The following is a 14466-nucleotide window of genomic DNA, read 5'->3' on the forward strand; positions in this document are numbered from 1 at the left end:
ACGTCCTTAATGAATTTTGCTGCCCAGGGTCACCACACCGTCCGCTTTTTCGCAGCCCAGCCAACTGGTCCAACCCAGGCGACAGTCGTTCTTCTCGCCGATGCGCAGTTCGCGGATCTCTTCCGGACGCAGCACCAGGCGGATGTCGTAATCGAGCGGGTCACGCAGGGTGAACCGCACCAGCGCGCACAGCGGCTGGTAACCGAAGCCGATGGGCAGGAATTCGTGGAACCGCTCCCAGTCGAGTTCGGTGATGTGGATGCGGAACTTGCCGCTGCGGTCGCGCACGTGCTCGCCCAGCACCAGGTCTTCGCCCAGCACGCTGTTGGCGAAGCCGAGACGGTTGCGCTGCTCTTCGAGGATCTCCACCCGGCGCTCCAGGCACTGCTCAATGACCAGGTCCTCGTGCTTGAAGTAGTACCGCAGCACCGCCTCGATCAGGGCCGCCGAGTGGGCCCGCAGACTCAAGAGGCCGAGGTACGGCAGCAGGCGCTTCCAGTTCAGTTCCTTGGCCTTGCGGATCTCGTCGCCGCCCAGGCCGATCAGGGCGAACAGCTGCGACGAGAACGGGTCGATGGCGCCGCTCTGGAAACTGGCGCGGTAGCGGTACTTGCGCCAGATCGGCAGCAGCAGCCGCTGCAGGCGATGGTGGAACAGGTCGAGGAAGTTGCGCGTCGGGTTGCCTTCTTCGCTGTCGCCCAGGGCCTGTTCGCCGTAGAACGCCGGCAGCGGCGAACCGGAGCCGACCAAGCCGATCAGGTTGAAGCGCATGCGCGCGCGCATCTGCCCGTGCTCTTCGAAGAACTCCACGCGGTCGACGTCGCAGCCGGGGAACCCGAGGCTCGGGTTGGCCTGGAATTCCAGCTGGTCGTACAGGTCGTCTTCGCTCAGGTACGGGTGCGCATCGCGCAGCCGGTCGATCACCAGCAGCACGGCCTGGAACAGCGAGTACTCGCGTATTGCCCGGGTCAGCCCGCTTAGAGCAGGGGCTGCAGACCCATACGTGGTGTCCATTGGTACACCTCTCCCTGTGTGCTCTTGACCCGCAGTTCGTGGAACGAATTGAGACTGGCGTAAAGCGCGAAAAACTCGTTGAGGACCGAGGCGAAGACGAACAGGTCGCCTTCACCGATGTAGCCTTCCGGGTCGATGGTCAGTTCGGTGCGCAGGCCGCGCACCGGCAGCCCACGGTGCAGGCGGTCCACGTGATGGTGCTTGATGTGCTTGAGGCCGCCGAGCAGGCGTTTGCTGACCTTCTCCGCGTGCTGGTCGTAGTAGCGCGGCAGGTCGTAGGTCTCCAGGATCACCTTCAGCGCGTTGACGTCGGCCAGCGACAGGTAGTTGAGCGACATGTTGCTGATCAGCTTCCACAGGAAGTCACGGTTCAGCGGCGGCGCGAAGCTCGACGTGGCCGGGGTGATGTTGCGGAAACTCAGGAACTCCGGCGTCTCTTCGCAGGCCATGCAGATATCGCCGAGCTTGAGCTTGCGCGGCAGGTTCTGGTTTGTGCACGTCAGCTCGATCGACAGGGTCTCGTGGGCCTCGGTGTGGCGGATGCCGAAGCTCAGGTAGGTGTCGAGGCCGTCGTGCAGCAAGGACGAGCGCTGGCGGATGCTGTAGTGCGGACGGCTGTTGGGCACGTCGAAGCTCGGGTCGTGCTCAAACGATTCGAACGGCACGTACTCCTGATAGCCGAGGCCGCCGGGCTTCCAGCCGGTGACGGTCTCCACCGAGAACACGCCGCAGTTCTCCAGGTCGAATTCCGCCGGCAGCAGCAGGTATTCGTCCTGCTTGCCGTCGAGGCGGATCGGCAGCGCGTCGTGCTTGAACAGGTTGACGATCGGCGTGCAGAACAGCTTCACGTTGTCCAGGGTCGGGCGCATGCGCATGATCCCGCTCTTGCGGATGTCGAAGCGCAGCTCCAGGCCGCGCATCTGCTTAAGCGTGTCTTCCGGCAGCGCCTTGAGGATGTCGAGGCCGTTGACGTCGACGAACAGGAACTTGTCCTGGAAGGCGAAGTATTCCTGCAGGTAGCGGTAGCCGCGGAAGGTGTTGAGCGGGTACGGGATCAGCGCCTCTTCTTCGGCGAAGCCCACCGGCTTGACGCGGTCGCCCGGGATCTTGAACGCCATCGGCTTGCCGCTGACCCCGTCGATGGGCTTGCCGGCGCCGTCCAGCGGGATCAGCTCGATACCTTCGAGGTTGCGCAAGAGGCTCAGGTAAAGCATCTGGCTGATGTAGCGCTCGCCGGCGAAGTGCAGGCGCAGCTTGCTCAGTTCCAGCTCGCCGAGGTGGCCGTCGGCGCTCATCTCCAGGCGCAGGCTGAGCAACGAGCCGTCGCCCTTCACCGAGTAGTTCAGCGCGGCCAGGTCCAGCGGCAGCACTTCGGTCGGGTAGCAGGTGCGGAAGCGGCAGCGCACGTCTTCGATCGGCACGCTCTCGATCGGTGTGTCCCGCTCGACCTTCAGCGCCGGCCCCGAACGCTTGAGCGGGTCGAACTGCAGAATGCTGAACGCCGGCAGCGGCCGCATGTAGTTCGGCCACAGCAGTTGCATCAGCGAGTGGCTGAGCTCCGGCAACTCGTCATCGAGCTTCTGGCGCAGACGCCCGGTCAGGAACGCAAAGCCTTCCAGCAACCGCTCCACATCCGGATCCCGCCCGGCCTGCCCCAAGAACGGCGCCAACGCCGGACTACGCTCGGCGAAACGACGGCCCAGTTGGCGCAGTGCGGTGAGTTCGCTTTGGTAGTAGTGGTTAAAGGACACGGGAAAGTACCTGCCTGGTAATGGAGCTCACGTAAGTGGTGCCCTGTGTTTTGCGTCCTGCGACTGCACTGTTCATGCGAGACCGCCTTCTGGCCGGTTCTGCACACGACCGGCAATGCTTCGGGCCGCCCAACGCAACTCGATGACCTGAGTAGCGAGAATTGACAGCAACGTGGCGCAGCCCTGAGCCACGCCATAAAACAACGCCCTCAAGGGCTGATCCGGCAGCATCCAAAGCAAGATGAAACCCACCATCAGACACAGCAGCAGTAGCTTGGCGAACAGGTTCGGCACCAACGCGACAATCAGATTGATGGTCAAAAAGATGTAGAAAAGCGCGTAGCTGGCCATGCCGACGGCAACGCCCCTGGAGGTGAAGCCGCCGTTCAACCCTTTGTAGGCAAGCACAACGGCGTCATTCAGAAATGCATAGGCCACGCATCCGAGGGCATGGACAAACAGGCACATGGCAAGTCGACTGGAATGGCTCATGCTGGCCTCAGGTTCAGGTACCAGGTACCGGTGCCATGGATCGCTACGACCATCATCAGGACGAACAGCGTCAGAACCCGGTGCACACGCGAAGCTCGGGCAGCACGATGCAAGGCAGTCACCAGCAGGACAAAGCTCAGCAAGGCCAGACAGCCGAACAGATCGCTGTCGGCGACACCGGCCAGGTAACCCTGAAATTCGTTCGTCCGATCCATATCGTTCAATTTTCCAGATGCGTGTATGGGGTATTGCTGATGAACATGTTCATCCAACTTTCTTCCCATTCCGGCATGGCAATTTCAAAGGACTTCTTGTTGCGATCAAAATATATCCAGACGATCCCGACAGTGGATTCGGTCTCGTTTGTGTTCATGTCCAGGGACTGAGTGTCATACAAGGGCGTGCGATAGACGACTTGAGGGTTTTCTCTGTCGATGACCCTGAGGTAAGCCATGCCGCCGAATGGAAAAATTTTTCCCACTCGTACGTTTTCCAGAATGTATCGACCGGAGGGACTGATCTGGGTAATGCCTGCGGGAAAGCCGATCATTGCATTGACGCAATACCAGGTCCAGAAGGACAAAACCACCAGGACTGCGCCAGCAAGCAAAAGATATTTACTCTTCATAAATTGAAAATACTGGGAGACCCCAACTTTTCCAGCATTAGTAAATGTCATTGAACACCCAATAATTAAAGCCATACAGAGCGACAGCGCCAATGACGGCCGCCGCCAACGACAAAGAACCCTTTCGAAGTTCTTTTTTCCGCACAAACATCAGCAACGACTTCACAAAAAAAACAAAAGCAGCAACCATCAAAGGAATGTAAACAATGATGCAAAAAATAAAGAAGTAACCATACAGTTCCACTCCGCCCACTAGCCATTTGCTCTTTGGGTCGGTGAACGGCATCAACAGCATCACCGTTGATATCAACAGATAGAGCAGACGGAACATTTAACGAAGCCCCTTGGAGAAAAGCAGCTTTGCAAGCTCACGACGTCTGACCCTGCCTTCAGGCGTATCACCGGAATAGTAGAAGTGCCCCTCTGCGGTCGGCATCTGCTTTCCTAGCTTGAGCGCAGAGTCCACCAACTCCTTGTCGGTCATGCCTGCGTAGATGGGGTCGCCCTTATCCTGCAAATTGATGACTATTGCTTTACCAATATTGGGATGATTACTAACAGCATCTTTCAGGCTTTTATTTATCGGAGATCCGATGAGCACAACATTGCTGACCTTGACCCCGGAACGCGCATAGTACATGGCCGTACGAGCCGCGATGACAGATCCCCAGGAGTACCCAACAATATTAAACTGCCCGACCTTCGGCAGCGGCTTGGTGATTTCCATCGAGCTAAGAGGAAACTCCGTCGCTTTGATTTTGGAAACGTCTCGACCGATTTTGATCGCTAGGATGTCGCTGGTTGGCGTGCACTCCACTACACTGTTACTCTTGATAGTGATCAATCCATAGAGATACTTTTTCTCTATGTATTCTCCACCATAAGTACACTTCTGAAGTTCGCCATATTCGAAAATAACAGGATCACTTTCATCCTGATTATATAAAACCACAGAGGCGGCATCGCTAAGCATGTCGACCATATCCGGGACATGCTTATCCAATCCAGCCGTCAATGATGAGTAGTTCCCATATACCGCGTTAGGGATACCGGCTTCCTTGAGAGCCGCTACCATGTCCGCGTTATAGGCTCCAATCATCCCTGCTCCCCCAAGGAAGACCGTCAGGCCATGTTCGACAGCAATTGGCTTGGGAGTGAGATCTTTAGTCGGCGTGCTTTGCATGGTCGCGACTTTTGCAAAGGCACCACTCGAAGTTTTGATAGTGTCGGCGCCCACTTATCAGTCCTCCTGTGCAACGTAGATTTCGATCTTCTCCGCACTGTCGTGGCGAGCAAGCCGATGAGTGAAGCCTTTTGCGTTGGTCACTCCTTCCTCGTGCGAGCCATCCTGGCGAACAATCAGGTATCGCCGGTCTGCCATCGGCGCACCGGACACATCGGTGAGCGCAAACTGCTCATCAAACCCAGGAAGAATGAGCGGCAACGGCGGCACAAACGGCGCCGGCGAATGCGAATTGCCGATGATCACCGTCCCGGAACCCGCCGTGACCTTGTTGCCATGAGCCCCGACCGAACCCACGGTCGCAGCCGGTTTGCCGTTGATCAGCACCGTGGTGGCGAGGTCGCCGACCAGGGCGCCGCCGCAGGCCGAGGCATCGCCCTGGCGGGCGGCCGGGAGGCCGTCGAAGAAGACGTCGCCGGAACCGGCGGCGATCGGGTTGGTGCCGTGGCCTGGGAGCGGGCAAGCGGTGGGGTCGGAGACGCGGGCTGCGGGTTTGCCGGACATCGGGGATTTCCTTAGTTGACCTTCACTTGGCCGCTGCCGTCCAGGCGCGCGGAGAAACTGACCTGACGCTTGAAACCGTCCACCTCCAGCAGGCCTTCGATGCTGAAGGACAGGCGGAGCTGGTCGTGGTCACGCGGCAGGGAAATGACACGCACGTTGCTCAGGCGCGGCTCGTAGGCTTCGATGAAGCTTTCGATGGCCAGGCGGGCCTGGCTCAGGGAGTCGTGCAGGCTCAGGCGCATGTCATTGAGATCGGGCAACCCGTAGTCGGACAGCGTCTGCACGCTGCCCGCCCGGGTGCTGAGCATTTTGGCCAGATGGGCAGCCACCGACGCCATGGCCGAAGCCTCGCGGCTCCAGCCGGCGCGCAGGTCCGCGTCGCCGTTCAGGCGTTCGAAAAGGCTGCCGTATCCGTCCATGAGTCGCTCTTACTCTTTGTCCAGCTTGCCGACCAGCGACAGGGTGAAATCGGCACCCATGTACTTGAAGTGCGGACGCACGTTCAGGCTGACGCGGTACCAGCCCGGCTCGCCTTCGACGTCGCTGACGATCACCTGCGCAGCGCGCAGAGGACGGCGGCCACGGACTTCGGCGCTCGGGTTTTCCTGGTCGGCCACGTACTGGCGGATCCACTTGTTCAGTTCCAGCTCGAGGTCGGTGCGCTCTTTCCACGAACCGAGTTGCTCGCGCTGCAGGACCTTCAGGTAGTGGGCCAGACGGTTGACGATCATCATGTACGGCAGTTGGGTGCCGAGCTTGTAGTTCAGCTCAGCCGCCTTGCCTTCTGCGCTGATGCCGAAGAACTTCGGCTTCTGCACCGAGCTTGCGGAGAAGAACGCCGCGTTGTCGGAGCCTTTGCGCATGGTCAGGGAGATGAAGCCTTCCTCGGCCAGTTCGTACTCGCGGCGGTCGGACACCAGGACCTCGGTCGGGATCTTGGTCTCGATCTCGCCCATGCTCTCGAAGTGGTGCAGAGGCAGGTCTTCAACGGCGCCGCCGCTCTGCGGGCCGATGATGTTCGGGCACCAGCGGAACTTGGCGAAGCTGTCGGTCAGCTTGGTGCCGAACGCGTAGGCGGTGTTGCCCCACAGGTAGTGTTCGTGGCTGTTGGCGACGTTTTCCTTGTACACGAACGACTTGACCGGGTTCTCTTCCGGGTCGTACGGGTTGCGCAGCAGGAAACGCGGCACGGTAAGGCCGACGTAGCGGGCGTCTTCGGAGGTACGGAAGCTCTGCCACTTGGTGAATTGCGGGCCTTCGAAGTGGTCTTTCAGGTCCTTCAGGTCCGGCAGGCCGGTGAAGCTTTCCAGGCCGAAGAATTTCGGGCCGGCGGCGGCGATGAACGGCGCGTGGGACATGCAGGCGACGCTGGACACGTACTGCATCAGCTTCACGTCCGGCGAGCTTGGGGACAGGTAGTAGTTGGCGATGATCGCGCCTACCGGCTGTCCACCGAACTGGCCGTATTCAGCGGTGTAGATGTGCTTGTACAGGCCCGACTGCATCACTTCCGGCGAGTCTTCGAAGTCGTCCAGCAGGTCGTCCTTGGAGACGTTGAGGATTTCGATCTTGATGTTTTCGCGGAAGTTGGTGCGGTCCACCAGCAGCTGCAGGCCGCGCCACGACGATTCCAGGGCCTGGAAGTCCGGGTGGTGCAGGATTTCGTCCATCTGACGGCTGAGCTTGGCATCGATCTCGGCGATCATGCGGTCGACCATGGCCTTTTTGACCGGCTCGCCGTTGTTCTGCGGCTTGAGCAGCTCTTCGATGAACGCCGACACACCGCGTTTGGCGATGTCGTAGGCTTCGTCGTCCGGCGTCAGGCGGGTCTCGGCGATGATGCTGTCGAGGATGCTGTATTCGCCGTTCTCGGCGGCGTTCTGTTGTGCTGCGCTAGTGCTCATTGTGTTGGCTTCCTTGGCTGCTGGAGTCTCAGGCGTCCGGGGCTGCGGCGTTCAGGCCCAGCTCACCGAGTACGCGACCGCGGGATTCGTCGTCGGCGAGCACGCCTTCGATGGCTTTACGGAACGCAGGGGCGTTGCCCAGCGGGCCTTTGAGGGCCACCAGCGCATCGCGCAGTTCCATCAGCTTTTTCAGTTCAGGCACTTGCTCGACCAGGCTGGCCGGGTTGAAGTCCTTCATGGAGTTGACGCGCAGCTGCACGGCCAGCTCGTCGGCTTCGCCGTCTTCCTGCAGACGGTTCGGCACGCTCAGGGTCAGGCTCAGCTCCTGCTTGGCCAGCACCTCGTCGAAGGTCATCTTGTCGATGCTGATCGGCTTGCGATCCTCGATCTTGCGCTCGTCCTTGCGGTGGGTGTAGTCACCGATCGCCAGCAGTTTCAGCGGCAGTTCAATCTCTTCCTGAGCACCGCCGGTGGCGGGTTTGAAGGTGACGTTGATGCGTTCCTTGGGGGCTACCGAGCCTTCTTTGGCCATGGCTTTTCTCCTTGCGGTTGTGGCCCTGGGGCCTATTCGAGTACCACTTCGAGGTCGAGGTGGCACAGCCTGCGATAAATCTCATCCTTGCGTTCACGTACGGCATGGTTCTGCGGCATCAGCTCGCAGCAACTGTGCAGCAGGTGCAGCACTTCCAGCGCAAGATCGGGCTCCCAGGCGTGCAGGCCTGAGTCCTGTAGTGTCTGATCGAGGGTTTCGAGCTGGTTCTTGGCCAGTTCGTACTTCTTGGCCATGAAGCACAGGCGCGCCAGGGCGAACTGCCAGAAGAAGCGCACCCGTCCGCCGTGGGCGGCCTGCAGGCCTTGCTTGAGGATCTGCACGGCGGCCTTCAGGCCTTCCTTGCGCAGGATCGGCATCACCTCTTCGAGGGCCTTTTCCCAGGCCGGCTGGGTCTCGACCTCGGCCTCGACCTTGCGCGGCGCGCTGGCGCTCTGCAGGTGCGGCATGACGTTGGCGGCGATCCAGGCGCGGGTGGCCGGATCGGCGAACGGCACGCCGTCGTGAAAACGCAGCTCGACGATGCCGGGCAGGCGCTGAACCAAAAGCGCGAAGTGGATCTCCACTTCGCGCATGGCCATTTCGGCGTTGAGGTTCTGCAGGCATTCCCAGACCATCCGCTGGCCGTCGAACCAGAACGGCGCCTTCGCCAGGCTCGCCTCCAGCTCCACCAGCAGGTCGGCGTACTTGCCCTGGTCGAAACGATCCTGATAGGCCTTGAGCTTGTCCGTCGGCAGGTTGCGCAGCACGGTGATCTGCTCGGCGTTGCGCTCGGGCACCGCGTCGATCGGCAGCCACAGCAGCGTGCGGTTCAGGCGCAGGGCGCGCAGGTCGGTGGCCTTCTGCTTGAGCCACCAGGCGCACAGCGGACGGGCGCTCTCCTGCTGGGCGCGCAGGGCCTTGTAGGCCTCTTTCTCGTTGTCGATCGGTGCGCCGGGGGTGAACAGCTGGGTGGCGGCCTGCTTGACCTGGGCCACCGCCGCGCCGACCACGCCGGGCTCCGGCTGGTTGTCGGCGGCGCGCTGGATCATGGTCTTCAGCCGGCGGCTGACCGGCAGCAGCAGCGGCGCGTCGTCGCCCAGGTGCTGGCTGCAGGCGGCGTCGAGGCCGTCCAGATGCTCGGACAGGCGCCGGAACATCGGCAGCTGTTCCTTGATCGCGACGTTTTCGGTGATGACCTGCTCCAGCCGCGGCACCAGCCAGCCGATGGCGGCGGCCCGGGTGCGGGGCTTGAGCGGGTGGATGTCGGCCCAGTTGTTTTCCGACAGATGGTGCAGCAGGCCGAGGCCGGCGAGCAGGCCGGGGAAGGATTCGCGCTGGTACAGCGACCACGTCAACCAGGCGCCGACCCGCAGATCCTTGGACTGCGTGCGCAGGAGGGTTTCGCTGTTTTCGCGGATTTTGAGCCAGTCGATCTGGCCGCTTTCGTGCATCGACGAAGCCTTGGCCAGCTCGCTTTCCAGCGCCTCGAATTCGCTCGAGAAGCGAACGTCTTCGCCCGCAAAATTCTCTTTGGAAACAGAGACTTTAGCGAGTTCGAGGTAATGGGCGGAAAGTTTGCTCGAGTAGGACATCCATGGCCTTTAGTTTGGATTACGGTCGTGCGCCCATTGGAATGGCAGCGGCGCGGGACAGTAGCGAAGAGCGGTGAAGCGACTCATCCAATTGAGTTTCTGCTCTTTCAAGTGCGCGCATCGTAATCACTATGATGGCCACTAGCAAGCATCCGATTAAACAACAAGACGAAGTGTTCATTGGGCTCTGTAAGAGATTGCCCTATATGCCGCAAGGGTTTCCCTGATGCCTGTTTATATTCCACGTTTACCTCCCTCAAGGCCGAAACCTTCGACCTAGAGCGGCCCGCGAAACCGCCACCGGACAGCTGCACGCTCGTCCCACAAGTAAGGGCGACAAGCATGACAAATCCGGAAAAAAAATGAAGTAGGACGGTTCTGAAAATGGGACGGTATCTATGAACAAAGGGTGAAAAACCACCGGGAACAATAAAAGTGCCATCACAATGATGGCATCCTATATATCCACTAGTTCCAAAGGCCTTGCGCAAAAGGGGGTTCATGCATCGAATGCTTTATCCCGACATCACTCTTCCTACAGCCCTTTCCTCAAACAGAACCCGCACTTTGAAACACGGATCGGTCTGACTCAAGCGCCGGACACTTCTTACATAAACATGTTTCACGCCTTGTTAGCGTGCAGCCAAACATCGGCGTGCGCTGGCCAGGGACGGTTTCGACACCACGCCGGTTTTCCCCGCGATCCAGGGACACGCGCATGTCTGAAACTGTCAATTCCGCCTCCGTCACGCTGCACATTCCCGGCGTCCGCCATGACTTCCAGGTGCTGGCGTTCAACGGCACCGAAAGGGTCAGCGGCCTTTATGCCCTGCGCATCGAACTGGTCAGCGAACACCCTGATTTCGACATGGAAAGCCTGCTCGGCCAGCCGGCCTTCCTCCGGTTCGGCCACCACGGCGAGGGGATCCACGGCCATATCGAAGAGGCGTCGACCGGTGACTCGGGAAAGCGTCTGACGCACTACGGCCTGTCGCTGGTGCCCTTCCTGCACTACTTGCAGTTCAGCCACGACCAGCGGATTTTCCAGGGCCTGACGGTCGCGCAGATCATCGCGCAAGTCCTCAAACGTCACGGCATCCAGCCCGACGCCTTTGCCTTTCATGTCCAACCGTTGCCGCCGCGCGACTATTGCACCCAATACGGCGAGAGCGATTTCGCGTTCATTCAGCGCCTGTGCGCCGAAGAAGGCATCGCCTGGCATCACCGCCATTCTGCGGATGGCCATCTGTTGGTGTTCACCGATGACCCGGTGTACCTGGCCACACTGCCCGCCACGCCCTACCGACAGGACAGCGGCATGGTCGCCGGGCACCCGGTGGTCAGACGGTTTTCCTTGAGCGCCAGAACCCGCACCAGCGCCGTCACGCGCCGCGACTACGACTTGAATCGTCCAAGCCTGACGCTCGAAAGCCGCTTCCGCGCCGAGTTCGAGCCAACCCTTGAGGACTACCGCTATCCGTTGCTCCTGGAGGGCGAGAAGCGCGGCAAACGGCTCGCCCGCCAGGCGCTGGAGCGGTATCGGGCCGACTACGAACTGGCCGAGGCCGCAAGCGACCAGCCGACCCTGCGCAGCGGCCATCTGTTCGAGCTGAGCGGACACCCCCGGAAAAGATGCAACGCCCTGTGGCTGCTGCTCAGCGTGACGCACGAGGGCCGGCAACCCCAGGTGCTGGAGGAAACGGCGCCCCACGGCATTCAACCCGGCGAAGACTTTGCCCGAGGCTACCGCAACACCTTCACCGCGGCCCCTGCCGACGTGGTGTACCGCCCGCCCCTGCCGGCGCGCCGGCCGCCGCTCGTCAGCCAGACCGCAAGGGTCACAGGCCCCAAAGGCGAAGACATCTACTGCGACGAACACGGGCGGGTGAAGGTCGAGTTCCCTTGGGATCGGGCGCACTCCAACAGCGAGCGCAGCAGTTGCTGGGTGCGCGTGTCGTCGGCGTGGGCCGGAGACGGTTTCGGGGCGGTGACCGTTCCGCGCGTCGGCATGGAAGTGGTGGTGACCTTCCTGGAGGGCGATCCGGACAAGCCACTGATCACCGGCTGCGTGGTCAACAAGGTCACCCCCACGCCCTACCGGCTGCCCGCCCACCAGACCCGGACAACCTTGCGCAGCCGCAGCTCGCCCCCTACGGGCGGCTACCACGAACTGACCCTTGAAGACCGGGCCGGGCAGGAACTGATCTACCTGCGCGCCCAGCGCGACATGGAGCGGCAGGTCGTCAACGACTGCCGCCTGGAGGTCGGACGCGACCGGCACGAATCGATCAAGGGCCGCAGCCAGACCGACGTGGGCAGCGTCCTCAGCGTGGAGGCCGGCCAACAAGTGCATCTGCGGGCGGGCGCCAGCGTGGTGCTGGATGCGGGGGCCAGTATCACCTTGAAGGCTGGCGGGCATCACATCGTGATCGACGGGGGCGGGATCTTCAGCAGCACGCAGATCGAGACCGGGGGCAAGACGCGTGAAGGAGAAGGCGCTGATTGGCGGCTACCCGGCATGGACGGTGCGCTGGCTGCTGCGCCCGCGTCCGGGGCGAAGGCAGCGGTTGAAGATGAACTTGAAGAGGAGGAGGAGGAAGAGGTTGAGCTGGAGGATGAGGCACCTGCCGGGATTACGCTGCGGATCGGGGTGTTTTTTGACGGGACGGGGAATAACCGGCTGAACAGCGAAAGCGTTGCCGGGTGCCATGCGCGGGACGTGGGGCTGGAGGCGAAAGCAGAAGACCTTCAGAAGTTTTGCGAAACTCAGGGATACGACGGGCAGGGAGGGGCGCCGGACAACAGCTACGGGAATGATTTGAGCAATGTGGCGAGGCTTCATGGTCTCTACCGAGACGATACCAAGAGCCGTTTGGCAGAGGACGAACGCATGGCGTACATCCCCGTTTACCTGGAAGGAATCGGCACTGCCAGCGGTGCCGAAGACTCGTTGTACTCGCAGGCGACAGGGATGGGTGTCCAGGGAGTATTGGCGAGAGTCGAACAGAGCCCTTCCGCGATTCTGGAACAGATTGAGCTTTTTCAGCAGGCCAATCCGGATCGAAAAGTTGCTCAAGTAGAATTCGATATTTTCGGCTTCAGTCGCGGAGCTGCAGCCGCAAGACATTTCGCCAATGACGTCTTCAACGACCAAAAAAGTCTTGTAGCAACAGCACTCAGCGAAAACTCCATGTTCGTTGAGGGTTTCAGCTGGAGCACCCGTTCAGATGTCACCATCAACTTCATTGGCATATTCGATACCGCTGCCGCCATCGCAAAACTCTCATCGGGCGACTTCAGCGTCCACGATGCAGTCAACCCGGGGCTCAATCTGTACCTCGCGCCGGACATTGCCAAAAAAGTCGTACACCTCGTGGCCAGAGATGAGCGTCGTCACAACTTCTCGCTCAACAAGGCCGATGCTGCGGATATCGTGTTGCCGGGGGTGCATTCCGATCTGGGCGGTGGCTACCTGCCGCGATCCATCGAGCGGGTGTTGCTCAGCAAACTGCACTCAAGCGATGAAGACGTTCGCTTGCCCTTGCATGAATCCAAAGCGTTTGTGGCTGCGCAATATGAACTCAGACGTCTGCAGGATCAGTTGAATCTTCATGATTTGCCGCTGGAAATACGCACATGGGAGAAGCGCGTCGTACAGAACGTCAAAGGCGACAGAACCCGTTGGAAGCGGGTCTTCGCTGTCGTCAGCTGTCAGCGGGAAATGCGCAATGAACTGTCATTGATCTATCTGCGGATCATGCGTGCGTTGGCGGTGAAGCATGATGTGCCGTTTCTTTCCGTCGAACCGGATGGCCGCTTCGCATTACCGGAAGAACTGGTGCCTATCGCGACAAAATTGATGCGTTTTGCGCTGGGGGAAACTCGCCGCATCGACCTCACTCCCGAAGAAGAGACGCTACTCGTCACCCGCTACATTCATTTGTCCGCGAACTGGAACGCCGCCAGAAACTTCGGCAGCAGTGATCTGGACATTGTGTTCATCAATCGACCGGCAGAAAAATTCACTCGCGTGGTGCATCCCAATGCTTGAACGAAGCAGCTCCCCCCTGAAGATCTGCGTCTTGCTCCTCTCTATCCTGCTGACAGGTTGTTCGTCCGTGAAGGCCCGGAAACTGCCCTATGACGCCTGGAGCCTTAACTTTTACTCTCCGGACTACATGGATGTCTGGATAGAGACAGCCGCAGTTCTGGATATTGACGGGAAGGTCTTCGGGAACGCAGGCAGTGGCATACCCGCTCAAGGATATCCACGCCCCTTAAGCAAGGGTGTTCCTGCAGAGTTCAGAGGAAAGCCCGCAGGCTGGCCCGAAATCCCGGGAGGCAAAGGTCGACGTGTCGTTGGCGCAAACCTGCCTGAGTTGCTCTATGTTCGCTGGCAATCAATCGCCGAGCCTCAGACCTACAACGCCCTCATCAGAATCCCGGAATCCACCCGCGAGCTGATGCGCAATAGCGAGGACGTGTTTTGTCGAGCCTATCAAAAAGTGGCCACAAGACATCGCAAATGGCTAGTGGTCGGACTCGCCCCCGGCGGCATCGTCAAAGTCTGGATCACCGGCCCCTGCCTTCAGGCAATTGAGGTCACCCGCGAACAGGCCAGCGTTGTCCCCCTCGGCCCGCACTTGGGTAAGGCACTGGGCGAGTATTACTTTTTCCAGGAAGAGTCCAAAGCCTACGTAGAAAAATTCGGCATCCCCTACGGTTCCTGGTAACTAAAATCAGTCGAACACCGTCAACGCCCCGTAACCGTTTTTTTGCAACGCAGCACCGACAAGGACATTGGCA

The 14466-nt window shown here is 60.2% G+C and carries 14 protein-coding genes; 2 read left to right on the forward strand and 12 right to left on the reverse strand.

Annotation, left to right across the window (positions count from 1 at the left end; genetic code table 11):
- Positions 1–6: 6 nt before the first annotated feature.
- From tssG to tssA, 12 genes are all read right to left on the reverse strand, one after another.
- On the reverse strand, positions 7–1014 hold the full coding sequence (tssG, locus tag CAG31_RS06410) for a type VI secretion system baseplate subunit TssG (protein ID WP_085579038.1): 1008 nt from the start codon (positions 1012–1014) through the stop codon (positions 7–9).
- Positions 978–2765 carry a type VI secretion system baseplate subunit TssF gene (tssF, locus tag CAG31_RS06415; protein ID WP_085579040.1) on the reverse strand — a complete coding sequence of 596 codons (1788 nt, stop codon included), beginning with the start codon at positions 2763–2765 and terminating at the stop codon, positions 978–980. Before tssF ends, tssG begins: the two co-directional genes overlap by 37 nt.
- A 72-nt stretch (positions 2766–2837) precedes the next feature.
- On the reverse strand, positions 2838–3257 hold the full coding sequence (locus CAG31_RS06420; RefSeq protein ID WP_085579042.1) for a hypothetical protein: 420 nt from the start codon (positions 3255–3257) through the stop codon (positions 2838–2840).
- Positions 3254–3472 (reverse strand): hypothetical protein, encoded by a 219-nt coding sequence (locus tag CAG31_RS06425; RefSeq protein ID WP_085579045.1) that lies wholly within the window; start codon positions 3470–3472, stop codon positions 3254–3256. Before CAG31_RS06425 ends, CAG31_RS06420 begins: the two co-directional genes overlap by 4 nt.
- A 5-nt stretch (positions 3473–3477) precedes the next feature.
- Entirely contained in the window at positions 3478–3936 is a 459-nt protein-coding gene (locus CAG31_RS06430; protein WP_139832656.1) for a hypothetical protein, read from the reverse strand.
- On the reverse strand, positions 3923–4216 hold the full coding sequence (locus tag CAG31_RS06435) for a hypothetical protein (RefSeq protein ID WP_085579050.1): 294 nt from the start codon (positions 4214–4216) through the stop codon (positions 3923–3925). Before CAG31_RS06435 ends, CAG31_RS06430 begins: the two co-directional genes overlap by 14 nt.
- A complete protein-coding gene (locus CAG31_RS06440; RefSeq protein WP_085579052.1) occupies positions 4217–5122 on the reverse strand; it encodes a hypothetical protein in 906 nt (301 codons plus the stop codon).
- Positions 5123–5125: 3 nt separating this feature from the next.
- The gene (locus CAG31_RS06445) at positions 5126–5632 is read right to left on the reverse strand and encodes a PAAR domain-containing protein (RefSeq protein ID WP_085579054.1); all 507 of its coding nucleotides are present in this window, start codon (positions 5630–5632) and stop codon (positions 5126–5128) included.
- Between the two features lie 11 nt (positions 5633–5643).
- The gene (gene tssE, locus CAG31_RS06450; RefSeq protein WP_085579056.1) at positions 5644–6051 is read right to left on the reverse strand and encodes a type VI secretion system baseplate subunit TssE; all 408 of its coding nucleotides are present in this window, start codon (positions 6049–6051) and stop codon (positions 5644–5646) included.
- A 9-nt stretch (positions 6052–6060) separates the two neighbouring features.
- On the reverse strand, positions 6061–7536 hold the full coding sequence (tssC, locus tag CAG31_RS06455; protein ID WP_085579058.1) for a type VI secretion system contractile sheath large subunit: 1476 nt from the start codon (positions 7534–7536) through the stop codon (positions 6061–6063).
- Positions 7537–7564: 28 nt separating this feature from the next.
- Positions 7565–8068: a type VI secretion system contractile sheath small subunit gene (gene tssB / locus CAG31_RS06460; protein ID WP_008007671.1), complete on the reverse strand. Its 504-nt coding sequence runs from the start codon at positions 8066–8068 to the stop codon at positions 7565–7567.
- A gap of 32 nt (positions 8069–8100) precedes the next feature.
- Entirely contained in the window at positions 8101–9660 is a 1560-nt protein-coding gene (gene tssA, locus CAG31_RS06465; protein WP_085579060.1) for a type VI secretion system protein TssA, read from the reverse strand.
- Between the two features lie 718 nt (positions 9661–10378).
- Here tssA and tssI point away from each other — a divergent pair.
- Together tssI and CAG31_RS06475 are read left to right on the forward strand one after the other, a co-directional pair.
- Complete coding sequence (tssI, locus tag CAG31_RS06470) at positions 10379–13711, forward strand: type VI secretion system tip protein TssI/VgrG (protein ID WP_085579062.1); 3333 nt, start codon at positions 10379–10381, stop codon at positions 13709–13711.
- The gene (locus tag CAG31_RS06475; RefSeq protein WP_085579064.1) at positions 13704–14393 is read left to right on the forward strand and encodes a DUF2931 family protein; all 690 of its coding nucleotides are present in this window, start codon (positions 13704–13706) and stop codon (positions 14391–14393) included. The genes tssI and CAG31_RS06475 overlap by 8 nt, the downstream gene beginning before the upstream one ends.
- Positions 14394–14466: the final 73 nt, after the last annotated feature.

This window comes from Pseudomonas sp. R25(2017) (assembly GCF_002112565.1).
In the GTDB taxonomy this organism is placed as follows: Bacteria; Pseudomonadota; Gammaproteobacteria; order Pseudomonadales; family Pseudomonadaceae; genus Aquipseudomonas; species Aquipseudomonas ekonensis.